Annotated in this window: 20 protein-coding genes; 13 read left to right on the forward strand and 7 right to left on the reverse strand. The window is 59.9% G+C overall.

From position 1 onward, the window contains the following. On the reverse strand, window positions 1-187 hold a 187-nt coding region (locus tag E4634_RS21645), incomplete at its 3' end, for a hypothetical protein (RefSeq protein ID WP_206046741.1). Between E4634_RS21645 and E4634_RS00005 the strand changes: the two genes are divergently transcribed. The 6 genes from E4634_RS00005 to E4634_RS00030 all read left to right on the forward strand — a co-directional run bounded on the left by E4634_RS00005 (window position 174) and on the right by E4634_RS00030 (window position 5,705). After that, window positions 174-773, forward strand: a complete 600-nt coding sequence (locus tag E4634_RS00005) for an RNA polymerase sigma factor (RefSeq protein ID WP_135440554.1) — start codon at window positions 174-176, stop codon at window positions 771-773. The two genes, E4634_RS21645 and E4634_RS00005, sit on opposite strands and share 14 nt — an antisense overlap. Next, the gene (locus tag E4634_RS00010; protein WP_135440555.1) at window positions 770-1,465 is read left to right on the forward strand and encodes a zf-HC2 domain-containing protein; all 696 of its coding nucleotides are present in this window, start codon (window positions 770-772) and stop codon (window positions 1,463-1,465) included. Before E4634_RS00005 ends, E4634_RS00010 begins: the two co-directional genes overlap by 4 nt. 6 nt (window positions 1,466-1,471) lie before the next feature. Next, the gene (locus tag E4634_RS00015; protein ID WP_135440556.1) at window positions 1,472-2,779 is read left to right on the forward strand and encodes a S8 family peptidase; all 1,308 of its coding nucleotides are present in this window, start codon (window positions 1,472-1,474) and stop codon (window positions 2,777-2,779) included. Window position 2,780: 1 nt separating this feature from the next. Beyond that, the gene (locus tag E4634_RS00020) at window positions 2,781-3,503 is read left to right on the forward strand and encodes a hypothetical protein (RefSeq protein WP_135440557.1); all 723 of its coding nucleotides are present in this window, start codon (window positions 2,781-2,783) and stop codon (window positions 3,501-3,503) included. A 66-nt stretch (window positions 3,504-3,569) separates the two neighbouring features. Then, window positions 3,570-4,319, forward strand: coding sequence for an SDR family NAD(P)-dependent oxidoreductase (locus E4634_RS00025; RefSeq protein WP_135440558.1), 750 nt, complete (start codon window positions 3,570-3,572; stop codon window positions 4,317-4,319). Window positions 4,320-4,445: 126 nt separating this feature from the next. Next, complete coding sequence (locus tag E4634_RS00030; protein WP_135440559.1) at window positions 4,446-5,705, forward strand: endonuclease/exonuclease/phosphatase family protein; 1,260 nt, start codon at window positions 4,446-4,448, stop codon at window positions 5,703-5,705. Between the two features lie 12 nt (window positions 5,706-5,717). Here the strand turns inward: E4634_RS00030 and E4634_RS00035 are convergent, their stop codons facing one another. The 3 genes from E4634_RS00035 to E4634_RS00045 all read right to left on the reverse strand — a co-directional run bounded on the left by E4634_RS00035 (window position 5,718) and on the right by E4634_RS00045 (window position 7,192). Continuing rightward, on the reverse strand, window positions 5,718-6,164 hold the full coding sequence (locus tag E4634_RS00035) for a hypothetical protein (protein ID WP_135440560.1): 447 nt from the start codon (window positions 6,162-6,164) through the stop codon (window positions 5,718-5,720). A 154-nt stretch (window positions 6,165-6,318) separates the two neighbouring features. Beyond that, on the reverse strand, window positions 6,319-6,834 hold the full coding sequence (locus E4634_RS00040) for a hypothetical protein (RefSeq protein WP_135440561.1): 516 nt from the start codon (window positions 6,832-6,834) through the stop codon (window positions 6,319-6,321). A gap of 49 nt (window positions 6,835-6,883) precedes the next feature. Further along, on the reverse strand, window positions 6,884-7,192 hold the full coding sequence (locus E4634_RS00045; protein ID WP_135440562.1) for a DUF2218 domain-containing protein: 309 nt from the start codon (window positions 7,190-7,192) through the stop codon (window positions 6,884-6,886). Between the two features lie 147 nt (window positions 7,193-7,339). Here E4634_RS00045 and E4634_RS00050 point away from each other — a divergent pair, with 147 nt between their 5' ends. After that, complete coding sequence (locus tag E4634_RS00050; protein WP_135440563.1) at window positions 7,340-8,245, forward strand: LysR family transcriptional regulator; 906 nt, start codon at window positions 7,340-7,342, stop codon at window positions 8,243-8,245. Window positions 8,246-8,300: 55 nt separating this feature from the next. Here the strand turns inward: E4634_RS00050 and E4634_RS00055 are convergent, their stop codons facing one another. The 3 genes from E4634_RS00055 to E4634_RS00065 form a co-directional block, all read right to left on the reverse strand. Then, complete coding sequence (locus E4634_RS00055) at window positions 8,301-9,161, reverse strand: SDR family NAD(P)-dependent oxidoreductase (RefSeq protein ID WP_135440564.1); 861 nt, start codon at window positions 9,159-9,161, stop codon at window positions 8,301-8,303. 29 nt (window positions 9,162-9,190) lie between these two features. Further along, window positions 9,191-9,745: a nuclear transport factor 2 family protein gene (locus E4634_RS00060; RefSeq protein WP_206046742.1), complete on the reverse strand. Its 555-nt coding sequence runs from the start codon at window positions 9,743-9,745 to the stop codon at window positions 9,191-9,193. A gap of 214 nt (window positions 9,746-9,959) precedes the next feature. Then, complete coding sequence (locus E4634_RS00065) at window positions 9,960-10,559, reverse strand: TetR/AcrR family transcriptional regulator (RefSeq protein WP_167854687.1); 600 nt, start codon at window positions 10,557-10,559, stop codon at window positions 9,960-9,962. 197 nt (window positions 10,560-10,756) lie between these two features. Between E4634_RS00065 and E4634_RS00070 the strand changes: the two genes are divergently transcribed. The 6 genes from E4634_RS00070 to E4634_RS00095 all read left to right on the forward strand — a co-directional run bounded on the left by E4634_RS00070 (window position 10,757) and on the right by E4634_RS00095 (window position 17,878). Then, entirely contained in the window at window positions 10,757-11,590 is an 834-nt protein-coding gene (locus E4634_RS00070) for a TauD/TfdA dioxygenase family protein (protein WP_135440566.1), read from the forward strand. A 14-nt stretch (window positions 11,591-11,604) separates the two neighbouring features. Further along, entirely contained in the window at window positions 11,605-13,212 is a 1,608-nt protein-coding gene (locus tag E4634_RS00075) for an NHL repeat-containing protein (protein ID WP_135440567.1), read from the forward strand. Between the two features lie 34 nt (window positions 13,213-13,246). After that, window positions 13,247-13,639 (forward strand): DUF4345 family protein, encoded by a 393-nt coding sequence (locus E4634_RS00080; RefSeq protein WP_167854688.1) that lies wholly within the window; start codon window positions 13,247-13,249, stop codon window positions 13,637-13,639. Window positions 13,640-14,104: 465 nt separating this feature from the next. Next, the gene (locus E4634_RS00085) at window positions 14,105-14,335 is read left to right on the forward strand and encodes a hypothetical protein (RefSeq protein WP_135440569.1); all 231 of its coding nucleotides are present in this window, start codon (window positions 14,105-14,107) and stop codon (window positions 14,333-14,335) included. A gap of 91 nt (window positions 14,336-14,426) precedes the next feature. Next, on the forward strand, window positions 14,427-16,955 hold the full coding sequence (locus E4634_RS00090; protein WP_135440570.1) for a hypothetical protein: 2,529 nt from the start codon (window positions 14,427-14,429) through the stop codon (window positions 16,953-16,955). Next, complete coding sequence (locus tag E4634_RS00095; RefSeq protein ID WP_135440571.1) at window positions 16,952-17,878, forward strand: hypothetical protein; 927 nt, start codon at window positions 16,952-16,954, stop codon at window positions 17,876-17,878. Before E4634_RS00090 ends, E4634_RS00095 begins: the two co-directional genes overlap by 4 nt. Window positions 17,879-17,887: the final 9 nt, after the last annotated feature.

The following is a 17,887-nucleotide window of genomic DNA, read 5'->3' on the forward strand; positions in this document are numbered from 1 at the left end:
CCACACCAGATTCTTTTCCCCCGCCCTTCGAACCCTCTCGCGCCAGGCGGGTACCCACCTGTGAAGGCCGCGACACACGCGCCGCCGGGATTGCGAAAAACACCCCGCAACCCTTGAACTTTTTATCCAGAATCAGATACTTACCCGAAATAAAAGCGAGACCAGCCCCTGCAATGAACCGGCTCAACAGCAAAGCCAGCGCCGAGGACGCCCGCCACCGGGAACTGCTCGCCGCGAGCGCGACGGGATGCCGGGAATCCTTTGCCCAACTCTACGACCTGCTGTATCACCCGGTGGTGCGCTTTCTCTACCGCTACACCAGCAACAGCGCCACGATCGAGGAAATCCTCAACGACACCATGCTGGTGCTGTGGCAGAAGGCCGACACCTTTCGCGGCGATTCGCGGCTGATGACCTGGGTGCTGGGCATCGCCAGCCGGCGCGCCCTGAAAACCGTGAATCGCGAACGCTCCCAGCGCGAGCGCGCGGCGCAGCTTGATCCCCCGGAACTGGCGGCGCAGGACCTGGAGCGACTGGGCACCCTGGCCACCCTGGAGTGGGCCATGCAACAGCTCAGCGCGGACCACCAGCTGGTGCTGGAAATGGCCTACTTCCAGGGCCTGAGCTGTGAGGAAATGGCCGAGGTCCTGGGCTGCCCGGTAAACACTGCCAAGACCCGCCTGCACTACGGCCGCAACAAGCTGCGCGCCGTATTCGCCGGTGAAGACAATCCACTCGAACTCAACGACTTTATCGACGAGGCATCCCGATGAACCACGCCAGGATGGCACTTTCCCACGCGCAGGTGCGCCAGCTGATGCCCGGCTTCATCCACGGCCGGCTGGACAGCCAGCAACAGCGCGAGGTCCAGGAGCACATCGCCTCCTGCGCCAGTTGCGCGCGCCAGCACCGCGATGACCTGCAGCTGACCGAGGCCTTCGCACCACCGCCCCGGGACATCGAACTGCTGCTGACCTCGAGCCGCCGCGAGCACAACCGGCAGCAATTGTTCGCCATGATCGACGCGCTGGAACCCGCTGCAGCTGCGCCTGCATCGGCGGGCCCGGCGAGCGCAACGCGGCCGCGGCGGCATTCAACCTGGCCCCTGGCACTGGCGGCGGGACTGGCGGCGCTCAGCGTCGGCGCCACCCTGTTCAACAGCCAGCTGGACCCGCACCACGGCTACCAGTCGCAGAGCTATCGCACGCAGACCGCGGCCCTGCCCGGCGCCACGAACCAGGCCAGCCCGGCGAGCTACCGCGTGGTCTTCGACGCCAGCACCACCCTGGAGAGCATCCAGGCGCTGCTGCAGGGCATGCACGCGACGGTGATCGACGGGCCCAGCGCCGCCGGCGTCTACACGCTGGTATTCCCCGCCGACACACCGGAAGCGGAACTGCTGGGCGAGCTGCGCGCCGACCCCGCGGTGCTGTTCGCGGAAAAAAGCGTACACAACGACGGCTGATCATCGATGCGCAACCCCCTGCACTACTGGCTTCGCGCCCTCGCCTGCCTGCTCGCCCTGGGTTTCGCCGCCGGCTGCAGCAGCCTCGGCGACGAGAATGCAGCCGCGGCCCATGCCGGCCACCAGCAGCTGCTGATCACCTTCGCCCCCGGCGAGGAGCACGAGACCGGCCTGCTCAACGCGTTTGCCAACCAGTATCACCGCGGCAACTACGGCGCGGCGCTGAGCACGCGGCGCCAGATCTCCGCGGTGGAAAAGGACTACCCGATCCACGAGGAGGCGGGCTGGACGATCAACTCACTGGGCATTTACTGCGTGCTGTTCGCGGTCAACCCGGACACCGACGTCGACCAGCTGCTGCAGCGCCTGGGGGCGGACAGCCGCATCGATAGCGCGCAACTGCTGCTCAGCTACCAGACGCACGCCAGCGTCAGCTACAACGACCCGTATTTCGGCTTGCAGTACGGCCGTGCGCAACCGTTCATCCTCGAGCTGCACCGGGCGGCCACGGGCAAAGGCGTGCGCATCGCGGTGGTCGACACCGGCATCGATCCGGATCACCCGGACCTGGAGCGCCAGCTCGCCGGCAGCGAGGACTTCCTCGGCGACGGCAAGCAGGCCAGTCACCAGGACATTCACGGCACCGCGGTGGCCGGGGTGATCGCCGCCCAGGGCAACAACGGCAGCGGCATCGTGGGCATCGCCCCGGACGCGCGCATCTACTCACTCAAGGCCTGCCGCCAGTTGCAACCCGGCTCCAGCCTGGCCAGCTGCGACAGCTTCACCCTGGCGCGGGCCCTGGATTACGCCATCATGCGCGGTATCGACATCATCAACCTGAGTCTCTCGGGGCCGCAGGACCCTCTGCTCGCGCGGCTGGTCGAGTCCGCGCTGGCGCGCGACCTGGTGATCACGGCCGCTGACCCGGGGACGGGTGAGGCGCGCTACCCGGCCCTGCTGCCCGGGGTTATCGCGGTGCGCGAAGACCCGCTACAGGCCGCACCCGGCGCGGAGTCCGACCCGCATGGTTTGCTGGTAGTGGCGCCGGGCCGCGAGATCCTGAGCACCGGACCGGGCGGCGGCTACGACTTCTACACCGGCTCGTCGATCGCCACCGCCATCGTCAGCGGGCTCACCGCGGTGTTGCTGGAGGAGGACCGCGACATGCCGCCGGCGGGCCGCGTCGCCTGGATCAACGACGCGCTGCGGCGGGAAATCGGCCCCGCGGACAACGAACCGCGTCCCACAAAACCGCTGGCGATGGCGTCAGATCGGGTACAATCGGAGAAAATACCAATACGTTTGGAATTCTGATATGCCCGTCCGCCGGACGCTCGCCTGCCTGACCTGCGCCCTCACCCTCTCGCCACATTCCCAGGCCATCTCCCCGTCGGACTTCGACTGGAACGGCCAGCTGGGTATCGCCAGTGGCCTGGTCTACCGCGGCCTGGACCTGACGTCCGGCGATGTCACGCCGAATGTCGATGTGGCTGTCGAGCATACCAGCGGCCTGTACCTGCACGGCTGGCTTACCTATCTCTACCTGCCCGAATACTACATCGACGAGATCGACGGCGAGGACGCCTGGCAGGGCATGATCGACCTCGGCTACAGCTGGCGCGCCAGCCACGACTGGACGCTGACCCTCGCGCACAACTGGTACCGCTACACCGAGCAGTGGCTGGAGCAATCGCCGGATTACCGCGAGTGGAATGCCAGCGTGGATTACCGCGACTTCGTCACCGTCGGCTACGCCCGCAGCGACCGCCTGTGGGGTATCGACGAGCGCCAGGACACGCTGACGCTGAGCGCGCGCTGGCCGTTCCACCGCCGCGTGCTGGGCGAGGCGGCGTTCGGCTGGGTGGACCAGAGCGGCACCTACAGCGACCACTACAGCTTCGCACGCCTCAACCTCGGTGTGTTATGGCGGGCGTGGAGCGCGCAGCTGCAGTATCATCACAGCTTCGGCATGGGCGATACCTACGAACACGATATCGCCGAACACGTGGTCATCGCCGCGCTCAACTGGCACTGGTAGCGCGCCGCGCACAGACCCGGGCCGCCCACCCCTTTCACGACAATCCAGAAAAAAGGAAAACACAGCATGACGAGCAAGACTGCCCTGGTCACCGGCGCCGCCGCCGGCATCGGCAAGGCCTGCGCCCTGCGCCTGGCCGCGGAAGGCATCAATGTCGGGGTCCTGGACCTCAACCTGGCCGGCTGCGAGGAAGTGGTCGCCGAGATCGAGGCGGCCGGCGGCCGCGCCATCGCCCTGCAGGCGAGCATCGCCGACCGCGCCCAGGTGTCCGCCGCGGTGGACAAGCTGCGCGCCGCTTTCGGCCCGGTCACCATCGTGGTCAACAACGCGGGCATCTCCAACTTCATCCCCTTCGAGGAGCTCACCGAGAGCGACTGGGACCGCATGTTCGAGATCAACACCAAGGGCACGTTCATCGTCACCCAGGTGGTGCTGCCGGACATGAAGGCCGCCAACTGGGGCCGCGTGGTCAACATCTCCTCCTCCAGTGCCCAGTCCGGCAGCGTGGAGCAGGTGCACTACTCCGCCTCCAAGGGCGCGGTGATCAGCATGACCCGCTCCCTGGCCCAGGCCCTGGGACCCTTCGGCATCACGGTGAACAACATCCCCCCCGGTGCGGTGATGAACACCATCATGTCCGAGGAAAACAAGCACCGCTTCAAGATGCCCATGGACACCCTCAAGCGCATGATCCCGGTGGGCCGCACCGGCGAGCCCGAGGACATCGCCAACGCCTGCGCCTGGCTGGTGGACGAGCGCAGCAGCTACGTGACCGGGCAGACCATCGGTGTCAACGGCGGTCGCGTGCCCTCCTGAGGACAGCGCGCGGTGTGACGGCCGGCGCTGTCACACCGCGGTCTTGAAAGGTTTACCGGGGCGTCATACGCCGGTCAGATCGCAACTGCTAGTGTGCCGGGTAACCCCCAAAACCGGAGCACCGCGATGACCCCCGCATCCCGCACCCGCAAGCCACGCCGCAACCTCCTGCCCGCCCTGTTGTCCGGCGCCCTGTTTGCCTGCGGCACCGCGCTCGCCAGCGAGGGGGGTCTCGACCGCGAGGTGCGCTTCGCCACCTTCAATGCCTCGCTCAACCGCGGCAGCGAAGGCGCCCTGGCCGCGGAGCTGGCCGACAGCGGCAGCGCGCAACCGGCGGTGATCGCCGAGATCATCCAGCGGGTGCGGCCGGACGTACTGCTGATCAACGAGTTCGACTATGACGCCGCGGGCCTGGCGGCACAGCTGTTCCGCAGCAACTACCTGGGCGTTTCCCAGTCCGGCCAGGAACCGTTGGACTACCCCTTCTATTTCGTTGCGCCGTCCAACACCGGCGTGCCCTCGGGGCTGGACCTGGACAACGACGGCAACCTCGACGGCGACCCGGACGACGCATTCGGTTTCGGCTTCTTCCCCGGCCAGTACGGCATGGTGGTGTACTCCCGCTACCCCATCGACCGCGACAAGCTGCGCAGCTTCCAGCATTTTTTGTGGCAGGACATGCCCGGTGCGCTGCTGCCCGACGACCCCAACACGCCGCAAGCACAGGACTGGTATTCACAGGAGGAGTTGCAGGCGGTGCGGCTGTCCTCGAAAAGCCACTGGGACGTTCCCGTGGCGATCAACGGACGCACTGTCCACCTGCTCGCCAGCCACCCCACGCCGCCGGTATTTGACGGCCCCGAGGACCGCAACGGCAAGCGCAACCACGACGAGATCCGCTTCTGGGCCGACTACCTGCGCCCGGGGCCGCGCTCGAACTACATCTACGACGACAACGGCGACTACGGCGGGTTGCGTGCGGGTGCACTGTTCGTGCTCGCTGGCGACATGAACGCGGACCCCTATGACGGCGACAGCGCCGCAGACGCCGCCAACCAGTTACTGCGCCACCCGCGCATCAATACACGCGCCACGCCAGACAGCCTCGGCGGCCCGGACGCCAGCGCGCGCCAGGGCGAGAATAACCTCACCCACAACGGCGACCCGGCCTACGACACCGCGGACTTCGCCGAGGCCAGCTTCGGCGGCCCCGGCAACCTGCGGGTGGACTACGTGCTGCCCTCGCGCTCGCTGCGCATCGTCGATGCCGGCGTGTTCTGGCCCGAGGCGACGGACCCGCTGTTCGCGCCGCTGGTAGGGGACTACCCGTTCCCGTCTTCAGACCACCGGCTGGTGTGGATCGATATCAGGGTGGGCGCGTTCTAAGACGCGCCCGGTTCAGGCCACGCGGGGAATCGGTTCCAGGTCCGGCGCGACGTAGTGGCGGCGCGCCTGCTCGGTGGCGAGGGTCGATTCCGAGTAGTGGCTGAGCAGGATGCGCGCATCCAGCAGGGCGGGATTGCGACGGATAAACTCGTCGAAGCTGTTGCCGGGTGCGGTCTGCAGCATAAAGAAACTGATTGCGTCGACCCAGGCGCAGGTCAGGGTGCGGTGATACTTCTCGCGGCCCAGTCCCAACACATTGAGGAAGGCCAGCAGCGCACGCTCCATGCGCCAGGCGGCGGTCTCCGCGCTGTCCACACAGAGGTAGACATAGGCCAGGCGCAGGTGGTCGCGATGGCCGAAGTCCTCGGGGGAGATTTCCAGCGCCTCGAAGCGGCAGCTGAATTCCATATCTTCTGGCGAAGCCAGGTGGTGCACCGGAGCCTCCTTCATGCTCGGCATGTTTACGAATTGCGGGCACAAAAAAAGGCAGCGCCATTTGACGCTGCCTTTTCTTTTTGTGAGGCGCGATTATACGCAGCCGACCCCGGAGCGCAACACCACTTGCGGATTTTGTGACCGATGCACGCTTTGCTGCGACAGGTAGCGCTCTCGCCTAGCCCAGCAGCACGACCCCCAGGGCCAGCACGAAGCCAGCGGCGGCGAATTTCAGCCCGGTGCGGAACACCGGCAGGCGCGACACAAACATGAAAAACGCCGACACGGCGAAGAACAAAAGACCAAGCCCGAAGAAAATATTCATGAAAAACAAAGGACTATTGGTGTTTGCCTTATGCAGGTTGACCAGTTTCTGCAGCGGCAGCGGGTATTCCTTCAACGTGACCGTGGCCAGGCCGCTGCGTTTTTCATAGCGCCCCTGGCGGAACAACAGTTGCTCGGCATCCTCGGCATCCACCGCGAAATTGCGGATTCTCAACTCCTCTCCCAGGGCCTGTCCGCCCAGCCCCGGCGCCAACTGGCGCTCCTCGATACGCTCGTACTTGAGGAAATCCGTGGTGCGGAAGATCAGCAGCACACCGCTGCAGGCGTAGATCGCCATGATGCCGGCGAGGAAAAAACCGAGCAGGCGGTGGTATTTGCGGAAGGTATTGGCGGTCTTGAGCGTGGTCATGATGTCAGCGTTTCACTTTGAAAATGGCGTTCGGTTACAGGGGTCGGACTCAGTTCTCGCGGCTGGCGCGGGGCTGATCGTCGCGCACCCAGTCCACAGCCAGGTCCTCGTCGCGACTCATGCGCAGCAGGTGCTCGCCGACCACCTGCTCCGCCTGCAGGGCCTCGTAGCCGGTCCTGATGTCGATGGCGAGGTCCAACCGGTCGCAATCCGCCGCCAGGCGACAGCGGCCGAAGGGGAAGTCGATAATCCCCTGCGCCCCGGCGAGATTAGTGGGCACCTTGTGGGCGAAATGGCGGCACAGCTTGCTGAGCAGTATCGCGCTGTTGGCGGTGGTGACTGTGGCCCTGGTTTGCATGGTACGGTCCTGCAGCTGGAGGTTCCGGTTGTTTCGCAACGTTCACCGTCGGGTGATACTGCTCGCGCAAGCGACGGTGAGCGCTTAAGTCCGGGCAGTATCCGCCGATAGTGCTATGAAATATACTGATGTTTAATAATCTTTATTATGAATGAATTTGATTTTAGTTCGCTCGATGCCCGCACCCTGAAGACCTTGCTGGTCATCCTGGAGGAGGGTTCCATCTCCCGGGCCGCGGTGCGCATGGGCGTCACCCAGTCCGCCGTCAGCCACACCCTGGAGAAGCTGCGGCTGATCCTCGGCGACCCGCTGTTCGTGCGCGCCGGGCGCGGTATCACCCCGACCGAGCGGGCCCGCATGCTGCGCGAGCCGGTGCAGGACATCCTCGACCAGCTCAAGGCACTCACCGACCAGCGCCCCTTCGACCCCGCGGTCGGTGCGCTGCAGTACACCATCGCCGCCAACGACTTCCAGCGCGACCTGCTGTTCCCCGGCCTGCTGCGCCGTATGCTGGCTGAAGACGTGAACATCAACCTGCGCTTCATCCCCTCCGGCGTACCGGCAACCAACCTGCTGCGCCAGGCGCGCTGCCAGCTGATCGTGACCCCCATGCCGCCGGATGGCGCCGACATCTACCAGACGCGGCTGTTCGACGACGAGGTGGTGTGCTTCTACGACAGCGAGGTGCGCGAGGCGCCGCAGGGCCCGCAGGCTTTCAACGACGCTGACTATATCGACGTACAATTCGAGGACGACGAGGAAGTCTTCAGCGCACTGTACGCCAGCCTCGGCATGACGCAGGTGAACTCGCGCGTGACCGTGCCGAACTTTGGCGCCCTCGCCGCCTTCCTGCGCGACAGCGATATGCTCTCGCTGCAGCTGAGCCTGCTGTCCAGGGTCACACTGCAGGGACTGGCCAGTTGCCCGCCGCCCTCCCCGGCCGAGCGCATAACCATGTACATGGCCTGGCACCAGCGCGACCACAACGACCCGGCGCACCGCTGGTTGCGCGAGCAGATCAAGGGGTTTGCCGGGGAATTGCTGTCGACCTGACGACGAGTGCCTGCGGAGCTCCGGGCGACGGACGGTCAGCGACCGACCAAGGCGTTCAAACCGGCCGCCAGAGCGGCGCGCCGCGAGTGTCCCTGAGGGAGGGAATCTCTCGCCCGTCGATATCCGTGACGCCGTATTCTTTCGCCAGTTCCGCGGTGATGAAAGTCCCGCCGCTGTGCCGCATGACATCCGGGTCCGCGGCCATGGCGACGATAACGCGCCCGGGGAACTCCGGTGAACAGCCGTCTTTCAACCGGGTCGCCGCGCCGGATTTCAGGCCGGGAATACTCGCCAGGTTGTGCTCCGCGCGTTCGGTGAGAGTGAGGCCCTGCCACAGCGAAACGGATGCGACATGGTGCGGTTTCAGTTCGATGGCCATGTCCCGTGCCATGCGGTCGGCGGCAGACTTACTGGTGCCGAACAGCACGCCGTAGGTGTAGGCCACACCGGTGTAGCCGGAGATGGCGACCATCAAACCCGACTGCTGCGGCACCATTAAGCGCGCGGCGTGCCAGGCGGCGACGAAGTTCGAGCGCACGCCAACCTCCAGCATGTCCAGGTTGGAGAGCGGTTTTTCCCAGAAGCCTTTGGCCTCGGTCAGGTCGTCCGGCAGTGCGAAGGCGTTGTTGACCAGAATATCCAGTCGCCCCTGCTCGCGTTCCACCTGGGCGAACAGTGCGGCCACCTGTTCGTCGTCGCTGTGATCCGCCTGCACGGCGATGCCCTGCCCGCCTCTGCTGGTAACCTCGGCGGCGGTGGCGCCGACGGTACCCGGCAGGAAGTACTCGTCCTCGTTCACGGTGCGGCCGGTCACGTAAACCGTGGCACCCGCCGCGCCCAGCGCCAGGGCTATGCCCTTGCCGATACCACGGCTTGCGCCGGTGACCACTGCCACCTTGCCCTGCAGACTACTCATTCTCATCTCCCATGCGGCGCGCTTGCACCCTATTCTTCGGCCAGGAACCGGTCGAAAAAGTCTTCGCTGAAATCGTCAAATGTTCGACCGACGTAGTGGTCGCCCGCCAGGGGCGCGCCCAGCAGTCCATTGCGCCAGTCCGGGGCCGCACCCAGGTCGTGGTGCCAGTCATGCAGCATGGTGCGCTCCAGGATGCGCCACTCGTCGCCGCGCTGTTCCAGTTTGTCCAGGTAGCGGCCACCCATCACCAAGTCCCGTTGCCCGCCGCCGTCGCAGCGGCTGCGAAGGTAAATAGTGACGTGGGTTTCCGCGGCGGCCTGGTCGGTTTTCAATGTCATCAGCGTCTGGCCGAGCGTGTGCTGCATGAGGGTTACCGCCTTCGAACCGGCGATAGCCCAGTTCTGGTATTCCCGGAAACTCCCGGAGAAAACCCCGAGGTCGACGCAGGCATCCGGCCACAGGCATAGCCCGATGCGCTGGTCGCAGCGGCGGTCCTCGGCGCGCGCCAACCGGGCTATACACTCGCGAATTTTTTCGCGGGCCAGCAGGCGTTCCAGTTCGGGTCTGGCGGTTCCTGTCACCACAATGCTTGCGGTCTCCTCACTCGTCACTACCCCGTGGAAATCGATTGTCGTACGCCGCTACGCACCCACAATAGCTTGGCGGTGCCGAGACGCCATCCGGCTACTCACCAGGAGACAACAAGGGCATCGGGGTCGGCCAAAAAAAATGCTAAGGATAATATTAGCATTAGCGGGACGGCGAGCCAACCGGCGCTGGCGGCCCGGGAAAGCGACGCTAGTCGGGGATGGCGGGAGGCAGGCTGGCGATGGCGCTTTCGACCAGCCGCATGGCTTCGTCGTAGCCCTCGTTCACATCCAGCACGGCATCCTGTGCCATGGCCCGGGCCAGGGCGGCGACGATGGTCACGATCCCCGCGGCCGGGTAGGTCTCGGCATCCAGACCGCGGCTTTTAAGCTGCTGCTCGACAGCTTCGATCTGCAGTGTGCGGAAGTTGCGGGCCGAGGCGACGGCTTCGGCGCGGATGGATTCGCGGTGGTTAGCCAGGGCAATCAGTTCTGTGGCGGATATACCGGCGGTGTGGTCCCGGTGCAGTTCCCAAAGGGCTTTCAGTGGGTCTTCTGCACCCAGCGCCTCGACAAACAGCTTCAGTCGGCGCGCGGAACTCTTGCGGATAACCTCGAGGATGAGATCGTCCATGGTCTCGAAGTAGTAATAGACCAGCGGCGTTTTCAGACCCGCCGCCTCCGCCACATTGCGCGCAGTAATCGCGATATAGCCTTCATCTCGTAGCAGCCGCTCCGTCGCATCGATCAGCGCAGTCCGGTTCTCGGCGCTCTCCTTGCCGATGCGTCGCTGGGGCTTGCTCTTTGACATGCGCGAATTTACTTGTGGCGAGTGGAAGTTCCGCATCTTATATCGAACCCCTCCCGGCGGGCAAAGCGACCCGTGAATCCAATTGCCTATGCCACCCACTCAATGCTAAGGTTATGTTCAGTTTTTTGACCAAACCCATCCCCTCTCGCCGGACAAAAGCCAGGGGGCCCACGACACCCTGAAGGGAGGTGCGGAGCATGCAGGCAGCCAGGAACGCGGAACTGGAGTTCAGGGACATCAAGCCCGAAATTGGCGCCGAGATTCTCGCCGACAAGGAAACCCTGCTGAGCGGGGTGCACGCCGAGACATTGCGCGACCTGCTCGAACAAAAAGGCGTGCTGGTACTGCCGCAGGTCCATTTCACCGACGAAGAGCAGGTGCAGTTCACCAACACCCTGGGCAAGCTCGCCCAGGAAAACCTCGGGGCTGATGTCTACAAGGTCACCCTGGACCAGGAGCAGACCGCCACCGCCGACTACCTGAAAGGCTCCTTCTACTGGCACTTCGACGGCGCCATGAACCCGGTGCCCATTCGCGCCTCCATTCTCACCAGCAAGGTGACCTCCCCCGAGGGCGGCAACACGGAGTTCGCCAATACCTACGCGGCCTACGAGGCACTGCCGGAGGAACGCAAGCAGCAGATAGCGGACCTGCGCGCCGTGTACGCGGCGACCGCAACGCAGATGTGTCATACCCCCGAACCCAGCTACGAGGAGTTCATGCGCTGGCGGGCCCTGGGGCGCGTGGAACTGCCTCTGGTGTGGAAGCACGCGTCCGGGCGCAAGTCCCTGGTGATCGGCAACTACGCCGTCAACGTGCTGGGCATGGACCCTCTGGATGGCATCGAGCTGTTGGTGTATTTGCGCGACTGGGCCACCCAGGAACGCTTCCACTACAGTCACACCTGGAGCGTGGGCGACACCGTCATCTGGGACAACACCGGCACACTGCACCGGGCCATGCCCTACCCCCTGGACTGCGGGCGCATGCTGCATCGCACCAAGTTGCAGGGCGAAGAGCCCCTGCGCTAAGCAGGAAAGCACGCATGCTGACATCTGCCGGACGCTTCGCTGCAGCAAGTTCCATCGCCTGTGCCGCCGGCTGGTCCGTCGAGCGCGTGACACCGGCCAGCCGCTTGTTTGGCGCCAATGGCCTGCGCAACGGCCCGGATGGCCGCCTCTACGTGGCACAGGTGTCCGGCAGCCAGATCAGCGCCATCGATGTTGCCAGCGGCGCGGTGCATACCGTAAGCCCGATGGGCGGCGCTATCGTCGCACCGGACGACATCGCCTTCGACAGCGAGGGCAACCTGTTCGCCACGGAAATCAGCGAAGGACGGGTGAGCGTGCGCAGCCCGAACGGCCAGTCGCGCGTCGTCTACGGCGACCTCCCCTGCGCCAACCCGATCACCATCCACCAGGGGCGGTTGTTTGCCGGCGAATGCCTGCACCGCGGGCGTATCGTCGAACTGGACCTGAATGGCAGGCCACCGCGGGTGCTGGTGGAAAATGTGCCCATGCCCAATGCGATGGAGGTGGGACCGGACGGCAGGCTGTACTTCCCGGTGATGGAAGCCAACGAAATCTGGCGCGTGGGACTCGACGGTGGCGCGCCGGAAGTCGTGGCGCGCAACCTCGGCGTGCCGGACTCGGTAAAGTTCGACCAGCATGGTTTTATCGTCTCGACCCAGGCCGCCAGCGGCGAGGTACTCCGCATAAACCCCGAAACCGGGGAGCATTCGACACTGGCACAACTGGCACCGGGGCTGGACAACCTGGCCTTCGTTGACGGCCGGTTGTTCGTTTCCAGTTTTTCTGGCGCGATTACCGAGATTCTCGCGGGCGGCACTACGCGTTCACTGCTGCCGGCGGGCATGAACGGGCCGCTGGGGCTGACCTGCGAGCCGGACGGACGAGTGCTGGTTTGCGACGGTCCCTACTGCTATTGCGTGCACCGGGGCGCCCGCCCCGAAGTGCTGGGCATGTTGTTTACGCCGGGCAGCCCCGGCTATTCCCGCGGCATTGTCTTCGCCGCGCCGGGTGAATACATCATCACCACCGGGCTCGGCCAGGTGGCGCGCTGGCGACCGGCGCAGCAGGCCAGTGAAATACTGGCAGAGGGATTCGACCGCCTGTTCGGCGTGGACGTCGACGCCCGCGGGGCGGCGATTGTTGCCGAAGCGGGCCGCGGCCGCCTGCTGGGAATTTTCAAGGGCAAAGTGGCTGAACTGGCCTCAGGCCTCGACGAACCCAGGGGCGTCGCGGTGACAGACGATGGCGACTACCTCGTCGCGGAACAGGGTGCTGGTCGCGTGGTACGGGTGACACCGGGCGGCGTCGAGACTGTGCTGGATGGCCTGCAGTGCCCACAGGGTATCGCCTGCCGCGGAGCGTTTCTCTACGTGATGGACGCCGGCTCGCGCTCACTCGTCCAGTACAACTGCGTGAGCAAGGACAGGCAGACAGTGGCCACCGAATTGCCCGTAGGTCACCCGGCCGGTGTCACGCCCAAGCCGATCAGACCGTTCCCGCCACTGTCCGGCGCCATGGGGCCGTTTGCCGATATCGCCCTTGCCGCGGATGGTAGGTTGTACATTGCCGCCGATGCGGAAGGCAGTGTGGTGGCTTTGCGGTGCGATGACCAGGCAACTTGATCAGGTTGGGTCATGCTTTGGCGAGGAAGGCGCTGTGACTAAAACAAGACTCTATTTGCTGGTTTCGGGGCTCGTCATTATCGCCATTGGGCTGTCCTACGGCGCTCCCCGGCCAGCGCTTGAGACGTCTTTCGGGATAGCGATCGACGACGCAGCTCTACATATTTTCCGCGCCATCATGGGCCTGTACTGCGGGCTCGGCATTCTGTTGCTCCTGGGTGCCCGGTTCGATATCTACGTAAAACCGGCATTGGTGCTCGAGGCCGTCTTCTTCACCAGCGTGGGCGTAGGACGGGTGACCAGCTTTCTGCTCGATGCAAACATCCCGAGCGTAGCTGTTGGTGCCGTTGCTGTGGAGATTGTTTTGTCGGTGGTCACCTTGGCAGTGCTGTTTATGCAGCCGAGACGGACGCACCCGGGCAGTTGACTGCGACAACCGCTACACCTTCAAGGAATACCGTAAGCACCTTGCCGGACATGCCGCCCGACTTACAGTAGCAACCCAATGCCACGGCGGGGGCCAAACAAAAAGGGCCTACGTTTTCACGTAGGCCCTTCAAGTCGATTTGGTGGAGCTATGGGGGATCGAACCGCAGACCTCAACACTGCCAAGGTTGCGACAACCATCTTTTTTCTACTAGAGAAAACCACCATTTTATTTACACATATCAATAGGTTACAAACACCCAAAGTGGCGAGATTGCTTTCGTGAGTCTTTGTACCCTTTTAGTCAAATTATGTATTATCTCTTTATATTCAATTAGTTAAGTCACACTATTGGGCCTAAAACCTCCATCTATCATCGCAACATTCCAAATGTTGAATCGACTGAGCCGATCCTATTGGTAACCCTTATCTGTCTGATACTTTTAAAGAAAATGGGGCTACGCAAGTGAAAGCGCAAAACAGCAGCTATGACCTAGCTCAGACCAAACGGATCTTTGAAACGAAGCGAAAGCTCACCGCGAATAAGAAGCTCAATTCGGGCTGGATATTGGTTGGGGTAAGCCTTAAAGAACCTGGGTTTATGTACACATTGGCTCTGCCGGGTGGCGATCTACCTTGGGACTCCCGCGTTTCCCCCGATAAAGTAACGGAAGACGATTTAGCCTGGCTGAATTGACAAGGAAATATTTGGAGCCACGCTCCCTTTCTATCCAACTCATGGACTGATGCAATGTACTGAAGAGTCGTGCATCACAAGAGGTCATTTTGTGAACACCCGAACCCAACTATTCTTTTCGCAATTTCGCGCGTATGAATCCATCAAGGCTAGGCTGCGGCGAGAAAAATTTCGGCTTAGGTCGAAATTATTCACCATGCGGTATGGGTTAGCTGAGGCGAAAACAGACTATAAATCGTTTCAGGGACTTCTTAGTCTCACGCAAACCCCATTTTTTCTCGCTCTAATTTTCGGAACATTTCTGCAATTTACCGACCTTTATTTAGTTGATCTGTACAGGAAATTTGGAATTAAGATTCCAGCAGATGGGGACTATGCGACCTTTCTTGCAACAATAGCAGGTATTGGTGGTGTATTTATCGGCTTGTACTATGCCGCTATAAGCACTGTAAGCAGCACTATTTACTCAAGTGTCCCTAGCAATCTTAAGGACCTCTTAACCCAGGAGAGATATGGCAATGTATACATGCGTTTCCTCTCCTTCCTCACATTCCTGTGTGTCGTGCTACTGCTATTTCGACTCTCAGGGCAACCAAGGGCATATCTAGCCGTTGTTTTTATAGCAGTTTGCAGTGGCATAGGAATATTTTCATTCGTTACTCTGGGAAAACGCGCATTCGATCTCTTTGACCCAACCCAGCTTTCCCCTCATGTAATTCGCGACCTTAACCGCTGGTTAGCGCATGTCAAAGTTGGGGCATTTCGTTGGAACGACCCGCTTTTTCAAGGTCACGCCCAAAAACAGGCATCAAAGAGCATAGACACGCTTAGAATTTTAGCCACCACTGCGAAGAAAGAGGCTCACCTAAGCGGGGAATCTTACGTCAAGCTGTCAAAACAGATTGTATTCTTCCTCTATAAGTACGAAATATCTAAAAGGAATATCCCCACATCTAGCAATTGGTATGAACAAACACTTGAATTTAAAGACTGGTATCGCACAGAAGACTCGGCAGTATCTCTAGCTCATCAATCTGGAACTACGTTACAACCAGAAACAGCACACAACCATCAATGGATTGAGGAGCAGCTGATTCCGATTGTTTTGGACTGCATCACTGTCAATTACAACGAAAATCGCTTCAAAGAGGTCCTGTCAATTCTTGGGCATATTGAAAGTTATATCCAACTACTGGCCCAGTCGAACGAGATTGATAGAGCATTCGATTTCGCTGGTAAGCTAGCTACCCACATTACGGAAAACTTACAAGGTATTCCCGGCACCACACCTACTCATGCAGAACAAATTGAGTTGCTCGCGATTCTGGACACAATTTCCAGAATTCCTATTACGATCGCCATAGGCCATAGGGAGGCTCTGCAGAAAACGCTGCTACGAGAGCATCAAAAATCAATCAGCTCTATCGAGTGGAAGTCAGAAAAAGACATTTACTCTCATAATTTCCCTTTGTACTGCCTAGATCAGCTTGAATGGTTACGAGGTAAGCTAGAGTTCGAATTCCGATCAGAAGACAGATATATTTCACCTTCTTGGTATTTACAAGAAATATTGAGGCTATCAGAGTCTCGTCGATTTACTGAAAATGTTAAGTCTCTCGTGAATAGAGGGGTCGAGTTTTATGAAAGAAATATCACAGATTTGAGAAGTAAAAATCGACACTGGAGTTTATCGGCTTTTTTGAGTCGAGAAAGGGAATATTGGTCAAAACTGGACTTCCAGAAAAACGACTGGAATGACAGCTGGAAATCCTTGATAGAAAATAATCGTATAGAAGGTTTAGCATGGCCAGTTATAGATTTAGAGGAACTCGGTCAGAGAGGAAAAACACGGGAGACCAACTCACTGAAAGCCATGGTAGACGAATCAGTCCGTTTGGCACTTCTTCCTAGACCCAAGGATTTTCCCGACTATCCAGGGCAATTCTTGCATATTGCAGGAGAATGTACGTTCCTCTCAATGATCGAAAACGATCATCAGCTGTTTTCCGAAATATTCGACCATTATCTGGCTGGTTGCTTATTAAAGTTTGACGCCATGCGAGCCGAAATCTCTGGAACTGACTGGAGAGCCCAGCAACAAATAAAAATTGCATCGGCCCCTATACTTGACTTAATGGACATTAGCGGATACGCGAAACTCTTTTCAGATATTCATGACCAAGAAATTTTCTGGGACCGCGTTGTAGATAGCTGGTCAAAGTACATTTCCGGAAATCCTACAACTCCCATCTTGGAGATTCTTGCAGCCGCACTTGGAATAACTGAATCTGCCTTCGAATTGAGCCATCGGAGCATCTTAAGGACTCAGTGGCAGCAGATGGTTCAATACAAGCTTTCTGAAATACCAACCCACGAAGTTGATTATGGAGGGATGATATCTGCCACTCATACGTCTGTAGACCATGAGAGCACTCTAGTGAGGGTATACGCTGATGGAAGGCATTATTCTCCTTACGATGGAATCGATGCATTTATCGAGTTTTTTGTTCGTGCACAAGGTAACGGATCTGATCTAGATTTTGGAAGGAGACGAAGCAGAGATTTAAGAGAAGCTCTAGAAAGAGAAAAAGGCAGATATCAGGAAGATAACCAAGAATGAACAGAAGATTAATGCAGCGCGACTTCGCAATGGCAAGTCATTTTCCGAGTCTCGCGCGAGAAATGCGCATTAATCCTGACTCTCACATGTTTGCTGAAGACATCCGACTCTTCGCAATGCCAATCAGGCATCCTGCCCCTAGCTCACCGAATTACAACGTAAACCTCGTCGGCGCCCAGAGCGAAGTATCACGCACGAAGGATTTGCTGTCGCAATTCAGTGGATATGGAAGACACTCAAATGAAGAACTGCTAATTGACGCAATTGGCGAGATCGTTCTTTCGCTGTCTCACGAAGGCCGAGCCCTCTATGAAATTCATCAGCAGGAGAATGGGCAGACAACTCTTAATCAGTTTACCTCCCAGAAACTGATTAAGTTGCCATTTTACTATGTGCAGTTGATTCCAGCTATTGACCAAGAATTGTGGAAACGAAAATTCTCTAAACTACGGTCGTCTCGCGTTTGGAAAATTGAGATGCCCAGCAGACTTGGTGGGTATAAAGGCTATCGGAAGATACTGAGTGAACTAGGTAGATTTGACTCAACTGGCCCCAAATACTGGAGAGAAGAATTAGAGAATGGAACGATATCTGAACTTTTTAACTTTTCAGAGTACTCACTGAACCGTGATATATATCTTAATCGGATAACGAGAGCATGGGGATGGAATCGACGGGCAGTCTCATCTGATCGCTCTACTGAGTACTTCACTATATACAAGTCAGCCAGGTTCAACTTATCAGAGGCAATTCTACGAGAGCATATAATTCAAGAATTGAATCACCTACTATCCAAGCTTAGGATTGAGTGCAAGATTCAAGTTACTGGCCTACCTACTGAATCTGGAATCGAAGAAGCGTTAGAGCAATTAGAGAAAGGTAACATTGGATTTGAAGAAATCGTCACAAAGATAACAATATAGTCGGAAGGC

Source organism: Mangrovimicrobium sediminis (assembly GCF_004745945.1).
GTDB lineage: Bacteria > Pseudomonadota > Gammaproteobacteria > Pseudomonadales > Halieaceae > Mangrovimicrobium > Mangrovimicrobium sediminis.